We start from the raw sequence: 14,081 nt of genomic DNA, 5'->3' as shown, positions 1-14,081 counted from the left end.
CCGTAGCCCCCGCTGAAAACACGCAGGGCAAGGTTCAAACATGGGTCAATTCTCGGTGGAAATATCCTGGGTTGCCGGGTCAGTTCTCAGTGGCAATCAACAGCCTCACACCTTCTTGTTCTGCCGGTTGGCGATCAGGTCGTCGACCACGGCCGGATCGGCTAGCGTTGAGGTATCGCCGAGCGCGCCAAAATCGTCCTCGGCGATCTTGCGCAGGATGCGGCGCATGATCTTGCCCGAGCGTGTCTTCGGCAGGCCGGGCGCGAATTGGATTTTGTCGGGCGAAGCGATGGCGCCGATCTCCTTGCGGACATGGGCGACGAGTTCCTTGCGCAGATCTTCGGTCGGCTCCACCCCCTTCATCAAGGTGACGTAGCTGTAGATGCCCTGGCCCTTGATGTCGTGGGGATAGCCGACGACGGCGGCTTCCGAGACCTTGTCATGGCTGACCAGTGCCGATTCGACTTCCGCGGTGCCCATGCGGTGACCGGAGACGTTGATGACGTCGTCGACGCGGCCGGTGATCCAGTAGTAGCCGTCGGCGTCGCGGCGGCAGCCGTCGCCGGTGAAGTACTTGCCCTTGTAGGTCGAGAAATAGGTCTGCACGAAGCGGTCGTGATCGCCATAGACGGTGCGCATCTGGCCGGGCCAGGAATCGGTGATGCAGAGATTGCCGTCGGCGGCGCCCTCGATCACCTTGCCTTCGCCGTCGACCAGCTGCGGCTTGACGCCGAAGAAGGGTCGCGTCGCCGAGCCGGCCTTGAGGTCGGTGGCGCCGGGCAGCGGCGTGATCAGGATGCCGCCGGTCTCGGTCTGCCACCAGGTGTCGACAATCGGCACCTTGCCGTTGCCGACGATGTTGAAATACCATTCCCAGGCTTCCGGATTGATCGGCTCGCCGACCGAGCCCAGCACGCGCAGCGACTTGCGCGATGTCTTCTTCACCGGCTCGTCGCCGGCACCCATCAGCGCGCGCAGAGCGGTCGGGGCGGTGTAGAAGATGTTGACCTTGTGCTTGTCGATCACTTCCCAGAAGCGCGACTGCGAGGGATAGTTCGGCACGCCTTCGAACATCAGCGTGGTGGCGCCGTTGGCCAGCGGTCCGTAGACGATGTAGCTGTGGCCGGTGACCCAGCCGACATCAGCGGTGCACCAGTAGACATCGCCGTCATGGTAGTCGAAGACATATTGGTGGGTCATCGAGGCGTAGACGAGATAGCCGGCGGTGGTGTGCAGCACGCCTTTCGGCTTGCCCGTCGAGCCCGAGGTGTAGAGGATGAACAGCGGATCCTCGGCCTTCATCTTCTCCGGCTTGCAGTCGCCCTTCACGGTCGCGATCTCGTCATGGTACCAGACGTCGCGACCCTGGACCCAGCCGGTCTTGCCGCCGGTGCGGCGCACGACCACCACCTTTTCGACCTTGGTGCCGGCCTTGGCCGCGATCTCGATCGCCTTGTCGGTGTTTTCCTTCAGCGGGATCGGTTTGCCGCCGCGCATCCCCTCGTCGGCGGTGATGACGAAGGTCGACTTGCAGTCGTCGATGCGGCCTGCCAGCGCGTCCGGCGAAAAGCCGCCGAAGACGATCGAGTGGATGGCGCCGATACGCGTGCAGGCGAGCATCGCATAGGCGGCTTCCGGGATCATCGGCATGTAGATGGTGACGCGGTCGCCCTTCTTGACGCCGTGTTTCTTCATCACATTGGCCAGCCGGCAGACGTGCTCGTAAAGCTCGTTATAGGTGATCTTCTTGTCGTCGTAGGGGTTGTCGCCTTCCCAGATGATGGCAGTCTGGTTGCCGCGCTTCTTCAGATGACGGTCGATGCAATTGTAGGAAACGTTGGTCTCGCCGTCCTCGAACCATTTGATCGAGACCTTGCCGTCGAAGGAGGTGTTCTTGACCTTGCTGAACGGCTTGAACCAGTCGATGCGCTTGCCGTGCTTGCCCCAGAACCTGTCCGGATTTTTCACGCTGTCGGTGTACCATTTGAGATAGGTATCATTGTCGATCAGCGCGTTTTTCTTCCACGCCGGCTGGACGCGATAGTTTCGACTTTCCAAAGCAGGTTCCTCCGCACTGCAAATGATTGAGAAGCCGCTACGCGATTAGCTCGAAACCTCTCTCTTGCGGAAAATCAGGCCAGCAGAAACGGCGCCAAGCGTTGGGGCGACAATGAACAGCCATAGCTGCGAAATAGCCGTGCCGCCGACAAATATGGCGGGCCCAATGCTCCTAGCCGGATTGAGTGATCCCCCGCTAACGTTGATAAAGCAGGATATCAACACAAAAAGGCAAAGCCCAATTGAGACACCGGCCAGTTGTTTGCTATCGGCGTTCGCGACAGACCCGATGATTACGGCCATGAAAATGAATGTCGCGACGAATTCGCTGACAAAGGCAATAGCAACACTGTATTGCGCCCAACCGGTCTGTCCTAACCCAAGCGCGGCAGGGTCATATCCCCCCGTCCGGCCCTCAAGAATGACAAGCAAAATGCCAGCACCAACCAGACCTCCGATAAGCTGACTTGCCACGTAGCCGACAACTTTTGCACCAGTGAACCGGTTCGCGGCCCATAGACCCAAAGTGATTGCGGGGTTGATATGACATCCTGAGACCGGACCAATCCCATAGATCAGAAAAGTCACGGTCAGTCCGAATGCTAACGAGATAGGCATTCCCCCCAAGGGCAACGCGGCGCCATTGCCAGCTAACGTGACTGACGCGCACCCCAACAAAACCAGGCATGCGGTGCCGAATGCTTCGGCCAGGTAAGCATTGTAGTTGTTCGTCATAGTTAAACTTCCTTCATTACCGAATTGCGAGATATGGTCGCAAGAATGCTATGGGCGGCAACCCATGCTCGCCCTGTGTTCTCTTCGATTGGATGTCAGTCAGACCTAGAGATTGGGTCGCGTACCCCTCCACGGCCGTGCGCGTTCATAGGCCTTGGCTGCTTGCAGCACGCTGATGTCCTCGTAGGTACGACCGACGATCTGCAGCCCGGTGGGTACGCCGGACGAGGCGAATCCACTTGGCACAGTGGCCACAGGACACTGGCTGATCAGGTTAAATGGATACGTCATGCACCACTGGATCATGGCGTCGACGCGCTTGCCATTGATAGTGAAATTCTCGTCGTCGCACCTGTGCCAAAGCGGCACTGACGGAACAGCAGTCGTTGGGCAAAGCAACAACTGGTAGTTTTCCATCAACGGACCAAACTTGTCGTACATTTCGGTTCGTACGAATTCCGTCTGCTTCACGCGCGTGTAAGAATGATTCATACCCTTGTGGAGAAGCTTACGGACGTAGGGATCCATTTCATATTGCCAGCGAGGCAGGTGCTGACCAGCTGCGGACGCAAACAGCCCCTCCCAGTGAGTCATCCAGGCGTCATAAGAGCCATAATTCCAGTCCAATTCGACTTCCTCGACGATGCAGCCGAGAGACCTGAAGATGTCAACGGCTTCGAGAGTGTTTCGCTGCACCTCTTTGTCGACTTCGAAGTAGCCAAGGTCCATTGAGAACGCCACCTTCCAGCCCCGGATGTCGCCCAGGTCGCTGGGAATTTCGAGTTTCGGCTTAAGCGTTGCTGCGTCTTTTGGATGCGGACCGCTCATGACGTTCTGCATAAGGATGGCATCGCCCACAGACCGGGTGATCGGCCCCAGATGCAGGATCCAGTCGAGGTTGGTCGGCAAGAGCCGGCCGGGATTGCGGCCGAAGGGCGGTTTGAAGCCAAAGACACCGCACGCTGAAGATGGTATGCGAATGGAACCGCCACCGTCATCACCATCCGCGAGGATGGTCATCCCGGCCGCCACGGCCGCCGCGGAGCCGCCGGACGAGCCTCCACAATTGTACTCGGCGTTCCATGGGTTCCGGGTCGCGCCCCAAAGAGGGCTGTGCGTATGGCCCGTATGGGCGAATTCCGGGCTGGTCGTCTGGATGTGCAGGATTGCACCAGCCTCAAGGAGGCGCTCAACGATAGGCACGGTGTTGTCGGCGCGAACACCTTCGAAGATCTTCGATCCCCAGGTGCAAATTTCTCCAGTGACCGGGTGAAGATCCTTGATTGCCAACGGGATCCCCTCGAGCGGACGCACTGCGCCGGCGTTCGACGCATAGCGCTTCTCTGACTTTTTTGCCTGATCCAACGCACGGTCGAAATGCGTGTAAGTGACAGCATTCAGCGCCGGATTGACTTTCTCACAGCGAGCAATGACCGCTTTCATCACATCGACAGGCGACAATTCTCGTGATTTGAAGGCTGCGATCGCCTCCTCGGCCGTCAGATAGCAAAGGTCGACATCGGACAATTTGCTCAGTTCGTTTGGCTTTCTGGCCATGATTTCTTCCTCCAGTATGTAGTGCTTTCAGGCGACCGACTGCGAGAACTCGGTCCCGCTAACGAAACTTTCCAGCCAATCACCGTCCACAGCCAGCTCTTCGCGAGACAGCTGTCGTGTGATGTTGCCGATATCCATGAGGTACGCTCGATCCGCCATCGATCGGATGAAATCGATGTTCTGTTCGACGATCAGCGTCGACAATCCGCGAGTGGCCTTTAGCCGATTCAAGATGTCGGCGATCTCCTCAAGGATGGATGGTTGGATCCCTTCGGAAGGTTCGTCCAGAAGCAGCAGCTTGGGATTGGTGGCAAGCGCTCTTGCCAGTGCAAGAATCTGCTGCTGACCTCCGCTGAGTTGGCTGCCTCGGTCGTTGAGCTTCGGCTTCAGCGCCGGGAACTCCTCAAGCAGTTCGTCGATGATCTGAGGCGCCCCGGAGCTTGCGTAGAGGCCGACGAGCAGATTTTCGCGCACCGAAAGCTTTGGAAAGATCCCACGCCCCTGTGGGACATATCCAATGCCGAGCCGCGCACGTTTGTCACTCGAAAGCTTAGCTATTTCAGTGCCAAAAAAGTCGATCGTCCCGCTCTGTGCGGGCACGATGCCGGCGAGTGTCTTCATCAGCGTCGTTTTGCCAGCACCATTGCGGCCTAACACCGCCACGATCTCGGGTTGCCCGACAGCCAGTGAAATCCCTCGCAAAACAACGATCCGCCCATAGCCGGATGACAGATCATGCGTTGACAGCATTGGAGCGCCTCCCGAGATAGATGTTAATCACCTCGTCATCACTGCATACCTCGTCAAAGCCGCCGTTGCGGAAAACACGCCCTTGGTGGAGCATCGCGACTGGTGCTTGAAGCGAGCGTACGAACGCCATGTCATGCTCGATGACAATAATGCGGTGCAACCTGGAAAGGCGTTCGATCAATTTGGCTGTTCGAACCTTCTCCTGCCAGGACATGCCGGCGGCCGGCTCGTCGAGAAGGATGATGGAGGGGTTCTGGGCGATCACCATTGCAATCTCCAGCCATTGTTGCTGGCCGTGGGAAAGATCTGATGCGCAGTCCTCGGCGCGATGGAGAAGATCGGCGAGTTGGAGTGTTTGCCGAATTAGTTGTTCCCGGTTGGCGCCCGGGCGCGACCGCAGGGCGAGGTCGATGTGTTGCCGCACCGTCATGCTCGGGAACACCGAGGCAATCTGCAACTTGATGCCCAGGCCAAGCCTTGCGCGCTCGAATGCGGGCATACGCGTCACGTCGGTACCGTTGAGGGTCACACACCCTTCAGAATCGGTGACACGGCCCGTCAACACATTGAAGAAGGTACTCTTGCCCGCACCGTTCGGCCCGATGATGGCGTAAACCGGGGCAGAGTCGAATGTCAGGTCGACCCCTCTGAGAACAGAGAGGCCACCAAAGCTCTTTGCTAGATTCTGTGCAACGATTACACCTCTTTCAGGCCGATGATCTGCCAGGGCCGTGTCAGCCATTTGACCCGCGTGCAAATCTTTGTCAGCCTCGGCTATCAGGGTGGCATTGGTTGCTGGAATTTTCGATTTCAGCCAGCGCGACACGGTAGGCACGACACCGCTTGGCAACAGAAACAGCGACAGGATCAACATCAAGCCGAGGATCAGCGGCGTCTGCTCGGCGACGACCTGATCGGCCTGGTCGGCGATCCATTGCACGATGACGACCCCGACAAAGGCGCCAAAAAGCGATGTGCGCCCTCCGATCATCACCCAGATGATCACCATCGCGGCCTGCGTGAGGCCGAAGACGGACGGATTGGTGAAGGTTCCCCACGCTGCGAACAAACCGCCGCCGATACCTGCGATCGCACCGCCGATGACAAAGGCAAGCCACTTCCAGAAGCGCACGTCATAGCCAAGCAACTCCATGCGTGTCTCGTTTTCTCGGACACCGGAAAGTATCTCGCCAAGGCGGCTATCGGCTGCATAGGACGCTGCCACGTATAGAACTGCGGCGAGAATAACGGCGAACACCAGCAGCCCCTGGATCTGAAGCTCGACGCTTCCCAAGCCGGGAATCCAAAAGGCCAGAGTCGGCAGGCCAGGCATGCCGTTGAAGCCACCAAGCGTGGCTTCACCAATGCGATATTCCGGACCTGCGGTGCTCGAAACAACGGTGTAGAGGATCAGCGTCACGGCAAGTGTGAGAACGGACAGGTAGACATCACCGACGCGGCCATAGAACATGAAATAGCCAAGCGCGGCCGCGAAGACAGCGGCGGCAGCAGCGGCAAGGATAAGCGCCGACAAAGTCTCGCCCGTGTACGGGAAGACGTTCAGCGAGACGATCGCATAACCGTAAGCGCCAATGCCAAAGAGTGCATTCTGGCCGAAGCTGAAAATTCCTGCCTTTCCCCAAATGAAGGAGAGGCTGAGCGCGACGATGCCGAAGCTCACCCAAAGGGTCCACTTCAGTTGATCGGCCAGCGAGAAATTCATGAAGATGAGAATTGCGATCGCGGCCGCAAAGATCGCTCCCAGCGCCTTGCCATGCGATGAATTTAGGATGGACTGAACGAACGGTGTTTTCTTCGATAGCAGCATTGAAATGAAACCACCCGTATGGTTATCGACTACACTTGACATCGCTCTTCCTCAGAGTTGACGCTTCCAGTGGGCGGAGAGACCTTCCGGCATAAAGCGAAGAATGACGATTGAGGTCAGGAATAGTGCAGCAAGCCCCCAGAACGTCGTGACGAGTTGGGCGACAATGTTTTGTATTCCGCCGAGGGCGATTGCCGATGCCAAGGTACCCACCAGAAACGCCTGTCCTCCGGTGATCACCGTCATGAATGCCTGGCCGATATAGGCCTGGCCCATGCCCGGGCTCACAGCCACGATGGGCGCAAGCAGACCGCCACCGAGGCCGGCCAGCGCCGAGCCGAGCATGAAAGTAAGCACGTTGATCTTTTTGGCGTCGACTCCCAGGGCGCTCGCCATTTCCGGATTCTGAGCTGCCGCGCGTGCCAGTAAGCCATATTTCGTCCGGGTAAAGACAAAGAAGACCACGCCAACAAGGACTCCGGCGATCGGTATGAGCAGCAACGAATATGTCGAGACCGAATACTGCCCAATCTGGATAGCGCCGAACGGCGTCGAGATGCCGGGCGACGTAGTGCCAAAGATATCGACTGCCAGTTGGAACAGAACAAGGCTCAGGCCGAAAGTCACGAGTAGGGTGTCAACCAAGCGCCGGCCATAGAGCGGACGGATGAGCACGATCTCGACGACAAGCCCTAGCAAGGCAGAGGCCGCGGCGCCTCCAAGCGCCGCGACCAGAACCGGAAAACCGAAGGATCGAACAAGGTAGATCGTTGCGAATGCTCCGATCATGAGAAACTCGCCATGGGCCATGTTGATAATGCGCATCAGGCCGAAGATCACCGCGAGACCTATCGAGGCGATCAGGAGGGTGGATATGCTTGTCGCGGCCGAAAGCGCGATGACCAAAAAAGCGTCCATGGGTAAATCCCCGTGTCAGAATTTCGGTTCGATCATACGGTGGGCACCTTTGTCGGTGCCTGTGAGATCGCAGGCCTCGGCGCCGACGACCTGTCGCGTTGGCTTCATCTGCTGGAACTTCTCGATGATCTCGAATTTCTGGTCGGCATTGACGCGCGCCAAATGAACGTCCTGAATATTGCGATGCGAGGGCGCGTCAACGACAACCGGGCCTGCGGGTCCGGTGTATGCTTGCCCCGACTCCAATGCCTCGACCACAGGCATGATGTCTGTTGTGCCGGCCTTCTCGACCGCTTGTTTCCACTGATGCCAAGCGATCCAGACCTGCGCGGGTGTGTCGGCGACTACCCCCGAGGACGGGTATTGCTTTCGGAAGCCGTCGAGGAAGATCTTGTTTTCGGGCGATTCCAGCGCTTCGAAATATGAGTAGGCAACGACAATGCCCTTGGACTCCTCCGCCGACAGAATTTCCTGCTCGTTGCCAAGACCGAAGACCGGGGAGACGATCGGAATGCTGCCATTGAGACCCGCCGCTGCGAACTGCCTGTAGAAAGCAATGTGATTGCTTCCGACCAGGTTGGACATGATGGCCGCAGGCTTTGCCGATTGAATCTTGCGGATCGTCGAGCTGAAGTCGGAGACCTCGAGCGGGATGAACTCGACACCGGAAATTTCGATGCCGGCCTTTTCGGCCAGGGCCTTGGTCCAGGCATTCGCGACGTGACCGTAGACATAGTCAGCAGCCACGACATAGAGCGTCTTGCCCGCGTTCTTCGCGGCCCACTCAATGAGCGGCCCTTCCTGCTGCACGCAATCGGTGCCCTGCATGAAGGTGTAGCGGTCGCATTCACCGCCTTCATCGATAGTAGGGAAGAAGAGTAGCTTCTTGAAGCGGCTGAGGACGGGCCTTGCCGCCTCGCGCGATGCGCCGGTGAAGCAGCCGACCACAGCGGCAACCTTCTCGTTCGTGCCGATCTCCTGTGCGTAGCGAGAATACAGCTCGATCTTGGACTGCGTATCGAAGGCGTTGAGCACCAGTTTCTTGCCCAGTACGCCTCCGTTCTGGTTGATGGCATCGATCGCATACTTCGAGACGTTCATCTGCTGAACGCCATATATGTTCAAATTTCCTGTAAGGTCGAACATGGAGGCGACCTGTATCTCCTCCTGTTCGGCCGCTCGCAATATGCCCGGCTTCGACAGTAAAATGGCGCCGGCAGTAAGGGCTACGCCCTTGAGAATGGATCGGCGGGTGGGTCGCGCAGAATCGAGATGGCTCCCGCAATCGTTACCGCTCGAATTTAATTCTCCCATAGTATATTTCCTCCACTTTTGGCGTTGCTGTTTGCCGCATGTTCTTTACGTTTTTTGCTATTGCTGGACAACAAATCCTAGGCTTGCTTCCTCCTCAAGAAGCAACACCTGTTCCCGCGCGGTTATCTAAGTTTTTTACTTGGAACCGCTGATTTTATGGATTATGACAGCGACCTGGTTATCGAGAACATCCAGTTTGGGAAAGTTGAGGAGTCCAATGCTGCGTCCTTGGTCCCTACAGATCCAGCTTCGCCCTCAATCGCAGACGCCGCTTTATCTCCAGATCGTGCATTCTTTCATCGAAGAGATCCGAAGAGGTCGCATTGGTGCCGGAACCGCCCTACCCGGCACCAGGACGTTGAGTGAGCAGTTGGCCGTCAGCCGCAAGACAATAATTGCCGCCTACGACGAACTGGTCGCGCAGGGCTGGGCAACATCGGATTCGACGCGAGGCACTTTCGTCTCCCCCGACCTTCCCAGTCTGCCCCGATGGACGAGCAGAGCGGCGCCGAGCCTCGGTGTATTGGGTGGAGATGGCTTCTCCTGGAAGAAAGCGCCCCAAGTGATCCCTTGGGCCGAGCGCTCTGAGAACTACCTCATATTCGACGACGGAACGCCGGATCCACGACTCGCGCCGGTTGAGATCATTGCTAGGACTTACAGGAGGGCTCTTGTCCGAACGGCTCGCCGCAGCGAGCTGGGTTACGGTGACCCGCGCGGCGCGTTCGCCCTCCGACAGGCGATTTCGACGATGTTGAATTCGGAGCGAGGCCTGGCGACCACCGCGTCCAACATCTGCCTGACGCGCGGTAGCCAGATGGCACTCTACCTCTGTTCGGTACTGCTTGTTCGGCCTGGCGACTATGTTGCGGTCGAGAAACTGACCTATCCTCCGGCTCGCACGGCCTTTGCCCGCACGGGAGCCAGCATCGTCAGTGTCGCGTTGGACGATGGTGGCATCGAGCTCGATGATTTGGAGCGGGCCTGTGACGAATTTCCCGTCAAAGTGATCTATCTGACACCTCATCACCAATTTCCGACCACGGTATCGATGCGGCCAGAACGCCGCCTGCGGCTTCTGGAACTCTCGAAGCGCAAGGGTATCGTGGTGGTCGAGGACGACTATGACCACGAGTTCCATTTCGACCATCAACCGCTGCTGCCCTTGGCGAGTGCCTCGCTGGACCGCACGGTCTATGTCGGATCGCTTTCCAAGTTGATCAGCCCGAGCCTGAGGATTGGCTATCTGGTCTCGAGTCCCGGTTTCGTCGACGACGTTGCCAATGAAATCATGCTGATCGATCGCCAGGGCAGCCAGACGATGGAAACAGCCGTGGCCGAACTGATGAGCGAACATATCAGCAGCTATGCCCGCAAGGTGCATGGCATATACAAGGCTCGCAGGGACCATTTCGCCACCGTGTTGACGACGGTATTTGCTCAAGAGATGAGCTTTACGATCCCAGCGGGAGGCTTGGCATTCTGGGTGCAGTTTAAAACCCCGCTCGCCCTGGATGAACTGGTCGCGGCTGCCTATAGGGAGCGCTTGAAGATCCTACCGAGCGACAATTTTTCCTCGGACGGCGAGGCGCCATATGCACTGAGATTGGGCTACGCCAGCATGAACGAAGGCGAATTAACCGAAGCAGTCCAACGGCTTCATCGGGCCTACAAGAGCGTGAAACGGTAACTGCGCTGTAGCCATTATGATAGCGGCGCACTTTGGAAGGCGGGCGAGGCCTTGGCCTCGATTGTGCTTGTGATGTTGTCAAATCGACTGGGCCACCGTTTTTGTAGAGACCGCGTCTGAAGGATACCAGCGCATCCAATCGCCGAAGTTGTTCTAGCCGGCCTGCTCTGCCCCATGCTTGATCTGCTCCAGCCATTCGGCGAAGGCAGCACGGCCTGCCTTCCGAAGAGCAACGCCATGGGTGCGAGCGTGATCGCGAATATGCCTCGGATCAAGCCCAGCGCCAGCAAGCTCGGCAGCATGCCCGATGAGCCAAGGCTCAAGGTCATTACCTGTGTCCGCCTCGGCATGGAATTGGAGTGCCAACACATTGGCACCCATGGAGAATGCCTGATTAGCGGCGCTTGTGGTGGCCAGCAGCGTCGCTCCTTCCGGCAACTCGAATGCGTCTCCGTGCCAATGGAGTACCGGCACACCAGATAGGTGGCGTAGCGGGCCGAATCTGCCTGCCTCTGTCAAGTTCACCGGAGCAAAGCCAATCTCCTTGATACCGCTCGGAGCAACCTTGGCGCCTAGGGCTGCCGCAATCAGCTGCGCCCCTAGGCAGATACCGAGTACTGGCAGACCCGCATCGAGTCTGTCTCTGACAAGCGCCAGTTCCGTTTTAAGGAATGGATAGGCATCGGTTTCATAGACACCGATCGGTCCGCCAAGAACGACGAGAAGATCAGCTTTGAGGGGATCGACCATGCTGATGTTGGTTTTGCCAACATCGACATAGTTCAGCGCATAACCGGCGATAGACAATTCCCGCTCGAAGGTGCCTAGCGTTTCGAAATGTATGTGCCGGATTGCGACAGCGGATTTCTTCATCGCGATGTTTCCTTCATTGCTTGAGTTCCGCCGGCAGGGGTTCAAAAGTTTCGGCGATGTGCCGCCGCGCTGTGTCGGACGGCGGCAGGGTTGGGCGTGGCGGCTCGGGCACACGCCCATTCATGGTCGGAGGGGATGGTTGGACGGTAAGGCAGTCGGCACGGCGGCAACGGTCAGCCCTTTTGCCTGCATGGGGAACACGGCAGCGCTTTCGCCAACACGGGCGCGTACGACCTGGCTCTGAATAGAAATCACGTCCATCAATTTGTGTCCGCAAAGCCTGGCCAGTAATGCTCGTCGGGCGTCGGGCGGCTACCGAAGATAGCCTGGCCGACTCGCACGACATGGGCACCCTCCTCAATTGCTTCTTCGAAATCACCAGACATTCCCATCGACAATTCAGTAAGTGCCGGATTGCGCCTGACGGCCCGGTCGCGAAGCTGGCGCAACAGGCGAAAACACGGACGAACCTTGTTCATGTCAGAACTGAACAAGGCGAGCGTCATGAGTCCGCGAGGCTTCAGACGCGGAAATCTGTCGAGCATATCGACAAAAGGCAGCAGAGCTTCTGGATGGAGGCCGTATTTGCTCGCCTCGCCGGACGTGTTGACCTGGACATAAACGTCGAGACAACGTTCCTCTCGCGCAAGTCGCTCATTGAGAAGATCGGCGAGCCGGAGGCTGTCGAGTGCGTGGAATTCCCTAGCGAAGCGAGCGAGATATTTGACCTTGTTGGTCTGGAGATGCCCGACAATGCTCCAGTCGATCGCGAGGTCGCGAAGAGCCTCCTGCTTGGACGTCGTCTCCTGGATCTTGTTCTCGCCGAATGAGCGGATGCCTGCGGTGAAGGCAAACCGCAGGATATGCGCAGGGACCGTCTTGGTAATAGGCAGCAGACGTACCGATGCTCGATCCCGCCCAGCGTTGTCGCAAGCCTTGGCAATGCGCATTTCGACAGCTGCGAGGTTGGCGCTGAATCGTTGCGCCGGGTCTGGGCCAAACCGTTCCAAATCTTCTTGCGAAAGTGCCGCACTGCTCAGCGCGCCAGCCGTCATTGTCAACATCCCGTCTCCAGACGCAGCCAACAGAGCGGCCGCCATCTTCATAAAAACAACCCATCCAAGAACAGAGCGTTCGCGACCGGTGTGGCGGTTCACAGAAGAGCTCTCGTTTTGCCGACTACGGCTACCGCAGTCTCTTGGCTTCGATGGAAATAGCAGTTAGCTGGCCTACTAAGAACGTCCAGTTTTCAAATTTTGTCATGAGCCAGTTGAGATTACCCATGAGAGGCCGCTCGCAGGGAATGGGAGCGAAACAGATCTACCAAACGCTAAAGGCTCAAATCGTCGATGGCGTTTATGGGCTAGACGGGCCCCTGCCTTCGTCTCGAGGCCTCGCGGCCGAACTGAAGGTGTCTCGCACAACTGTCACAGCTGCCTATGAGCAATTGGCGGCCGAAGGCTTTATCGATATGCGCCAAGGGACTTGGCCGCGGGTGGTCGCAGCCGTAATCAACCGAGATCATAGGCCCGGTCCCGCCAGACCTCGGGCGATTGTGCGCTTGTCTGCTTATGGCGAAAGACTGAGAACCTTTCGGATCCGGTTGGAAGAGACGTCGCTGCACGCCGCCATCCAGTTCCGTTATGGCGATCTCGCGCCGTCAGACTTTCCGGTTTTGGCATGGAAACGCGCGATCGTCGCTGCGATCATGCAACAGCCTGCTCGGTTGGCTTATGACGACCCCAGGGGTCGCGGCGACTGCGCGTTGCTCTGCAGGGCTATCTCTGGCGCGCTCGGACCCTGCGATGCGATCTAGAGCAGATCATCATCGTCAATGGCTCTCAACAAGGGTTGGACCTCTGCGCAAGGCTACTGCTCGATGCCGACGGTCGATTCGTTGTGGAAAATCCGTGCTACGCCATGGCGCGCCAGATCTTTGCCGGGACCAGCGCCGCACCCATCTCGATGTCGGTCGATAAGGATGGCTTGGACACTGGCTTGCTGAGCGGATTCGAGCGCACTTGGCCTATGTCACACCGTCCCATCAATTCCCATTTAGGCAGCGTGATGCCGATCTCACGACGGCGCCAATTGCTTGAGTGGGCGCAAACCGTTGACGCCTACGTCGTCGAGGATTGCAGTAGAGGGTGCTGACGCGGGCCTGCACATCGTGGTGTGGTTCCGTGACTTGCCGGCTCGCGTGGAAATGGAATTGGTCGAGGGAGCGCTCGCCCTGGGTGTTGGAGTCTACGCGGTTTCATCGCTCTACGATCTCACACTGCCTGCCTGTCGGCCCGACCGCGTCGGTCTGGTCATGGGCTACGCTGCGTTAGACACCCGACGGATCGAGCGTGGCAT

At 58.1% G+C, this 14,081-nt stretch carries 11 protein-coding genes and 1 pseudogene; 2 read left to right on the top strand and 10 right to left on the bottom strand.

The window, feature by feature from the left end; all coding sequences use genetic code 11:
- Positions 1-105: 105 nt before the first annotated feature.
- From acs to ACFFNA_RS17170, 7 genes are all read right to left on the bottom strand, one after another.
- Positions 106-2,058 carry an acetate--CoA ligase gene (gene acs / locus ACFFNA_RS17200; protein ID WP_378920110.1) on the bottom strand — a complete coding sequence of 651 codons (1,953 nt, stop codon included), beginning with the start codon at positions 2,056-2,058 and terminating at the stop codon, positions 106-108.
- Between the two features lie 45 nt (positions 2,059-2,103).
- Positions 2,104-2,793, bottom strand: coding sequence for an aquaporin (locus ACFFNA_RS17195; protein WP_378920108.1), 690 nt, complete (start codon positions 2,791-2,793; stop codon positions 2,104-2,106).
- A 105-nt stretch (positions 2,794-2,898) separates the two neighbouring features.
- On the bottom strand, positions 2,899-4,350 hold the full coding sequence (locus ACFFNA_RS17190) for an amidase (RefSeq protein ID WP_378920106.1): 1,452 nt from the start codon (positions 4,348-4,350) through the stop codon (positions 2,899-2,901).
- A gap of 27 nt (positions 4,351-4,377) precedes the next feature.
- On the bottom strand, positions 4,378-5,100 hold the full coding sequence (locus ACFFNA_RS17185) for an ABC transporter ATP-binding protein (protein ID WP_378920104.1): 723 nt from the start codon (positions 5,098-5,100) through the stop codon (positions 4,378-4,380).
- Positions 5,084-6,970 (bottom strand): ABC transporter permease subunit, encoded by a 1,887-nt coding sequence (locus tag ACFFNA_RS17180; protein WP_378920102.1) that lies wholly within the window; start codon positions 6,968-6,970, stop codon positions 5,084-5,086. Before ACFFNA_RS17180 ends, ACFFNA_RS17185 begins: the two co-directional genes overlap by 17 nt.
- Positions 6,971-6,979: 9 nt before the next feature.
- On the bottom strand, positions 6,980-7,846 hold the full coding sequence (locus ACFFNA_RS17175) for a branched-chain amino acid ABC transporter permease (RefSeq protein ID WP_378920100.1): 867 nt from the start codon (positions 7,844-7,846) through the stop codon (positions 6,980-6,982).
- 15 nt (positions 7,847-7,861) lie between these two features.
- Complete coding sequence (locus ACFFNA_RS17170) at positions 7,862-9,160, bottom strand: transporter substrate-binding protein (protein ID WP_378920098.1); 1,299 nt, start codon at positions 9,158-9,160, stop codon at positions 7,862-7,864.
- A gap of 217 nt (positions 9,161-9,377) precedes the next feature.
- On the opposite strand from ACFFNA_RS17170, the gene ACFFNA_RS17165 reads away from it, so the two are divergent.
- Positions 9,378-10,850, top strand: a complete 1,473-nt coding sequence (locus tag ACFFNA_RS17165) for an aminotransferase-like domain-containing protein (protein ID WP_378920096.1) — start codon at positions 9,378-9,380, stop codon at positions 10,848-10,850.
- A 153-nt stretch (positions 10,851-11,003) separates the two neighbouring features.
- Here the strand turns inward: ACFFNA_RS17165 and ACFFNA_RS17160 are convergent, their stop codons facing one another.
- The 3 genes and pseudogenes from ACFFNA_RS17160 to ACFFNA_RS17150 all read right to left on the bottom strand — a co-directional run bounded on the left by ACFFNA_RS17160 (position 11,004) and on the right by ACFFNA_RS17150 (position 12,778).
- Positions 11,004-11,723, bottom strand: a complete 720-nt coding sequence (locus ACFFNA_RS17160; protein WP_378920094.1) for a glutamine amidotransferase — start codon at positions 11,721-11,723, stop codon at positions 11,004-11,006.
- Between the two features lie 123 nt (positions 11,724-11,846).
- A pseudogene (locus tag ACFFNA_RS17155) lies at positions 11,847-11,984 on the bottom strand (pyridoxal kinase); the annotation flags it as partial.
- Positions 11,984-12,778 carry a YggS family pyridoxal phosphate-dependent enzyme gene (locus ACFFNA_RS17150; RefSeq protein WP_378920118.1) on the bottom strand — a complete coding sequence of 265 codons (795 nt, stop codon included), beginning with the start codon at positions 12,776-12,778 and terminating at the stop codon, positions 11,984-11,986. The pseudogene ACFFNA_RS17155 and the gene ACFFNA_RS17150, both read right to left, overlap by 1 nt.
- A 152-nt stretch (positions 12,779-12,930) precedes the next feature.
- Here ACFFNA_RS17150 and ACFFNA_RS17145 point away from each other — a divergent pair, with 152 nt between their 5' ends.
- Positions 12,931-13,539: a GntR family transcriptional regulator gene (locus ACFFNA_RS17145; RefSeq protein ID WP_378920092.1), complete on the top strand. Its 609-nt coding sequence runs from the start codon at positions 12,931-12,933 to the stop codon at positions 13,537-13,539.
- Positions 13,540-14,081: the final 542 nt, after the last annotated feature.

Origin of the sequence: Mesorhizobium kowhaii (assembly GCF_042431665.1) — a bacterium.
GTDB classification, from domain to species: Bacteria; Pseudomonadota; Alphaproteobacteria; order Rhizobiales; family Rhizobiaceae; genus Mesorhizobium; species Mesorhizobium kowhaii.
Note: the sequence above shows the minus strand (reverse complement) of the source record. Positions and strands in the feature narration are given on the sequence as shown.

Bases quoted from the DNA above. Each gene is read 5' to 3' on its own strand.
- ACFFNA_RS17195 (WP_378920108.1), bottom strand. From the start codon at position 2,793: ATGACGAACAACTACAATGCTTACCTGGCCGAAGCATTCGGCACCGCA.
- ACFFNA_RS17190 (WP_378920106.1), bottom strand. From the start codon at position 4,350: ATGGCCAGAAAGCCAAACGAACTGAGCAAATTGTCCGATGTCGACCTT.
- ACFFNA_RS17185 (WP_378920104.1), bottom strand. From the start codon at position 5,100: ATGCTGTCAACGCATGATCTGTCATCCGGCTATGGGCGGATCGTTGTT.
- ACFFNA_RS17180 (WP_378920102.1), bottom strand. From the start codon at position 6,970: ATGTCAAGTGTAGTCGATAACCATACGGGTGGTTTCATTTCAATGCTG.
- ACFFNA_RS17175 (WP_378920100.1), bottom strand. From the start codon at position 7,846: ATGGACGCTTTTTTGGTCATCGCGCTTTCGGCCGCGACAAGCATATCC.
- ACFFNA_RS17170 (WP_378920098.1), bottom strand. From the start codon at position 9,160: ATGGGAGAATTAAATTCGAGCGGTAACGATTGCGGGAGCCATCTCGAT.
- ACFFNA_RS17165 (WP_378920096.1), top strand. From the start codon at position 9,378: ATGCTGCGTCCTTGGTCCCTACAGATCCAGCTTCGCCCTCAATCGCAG.
- ACFFNA_RS17160 (WP_378920094.1), bottom strand. From the start codon at position 11,723: ATGAAGAAATCCGCTGTCGCAATCCGGCACATACATTTCGAAACGCTA.
- ACFFNA_RS17150 (WP_378920118.1), bottom strand. From the start codon at position 12,778: ATGACGGCTGGCGCGCTGAGCAGTGCGGCACTTTCGCAAGAAGATTTG.
- ACFFNA_RS17145 (WP_378920092.1), top strand. From the start codon at position 12,931: ATGGAAATAGCAGTTAGCTGGCCTACTAAGAACGTCCAGTTTTCAAAT.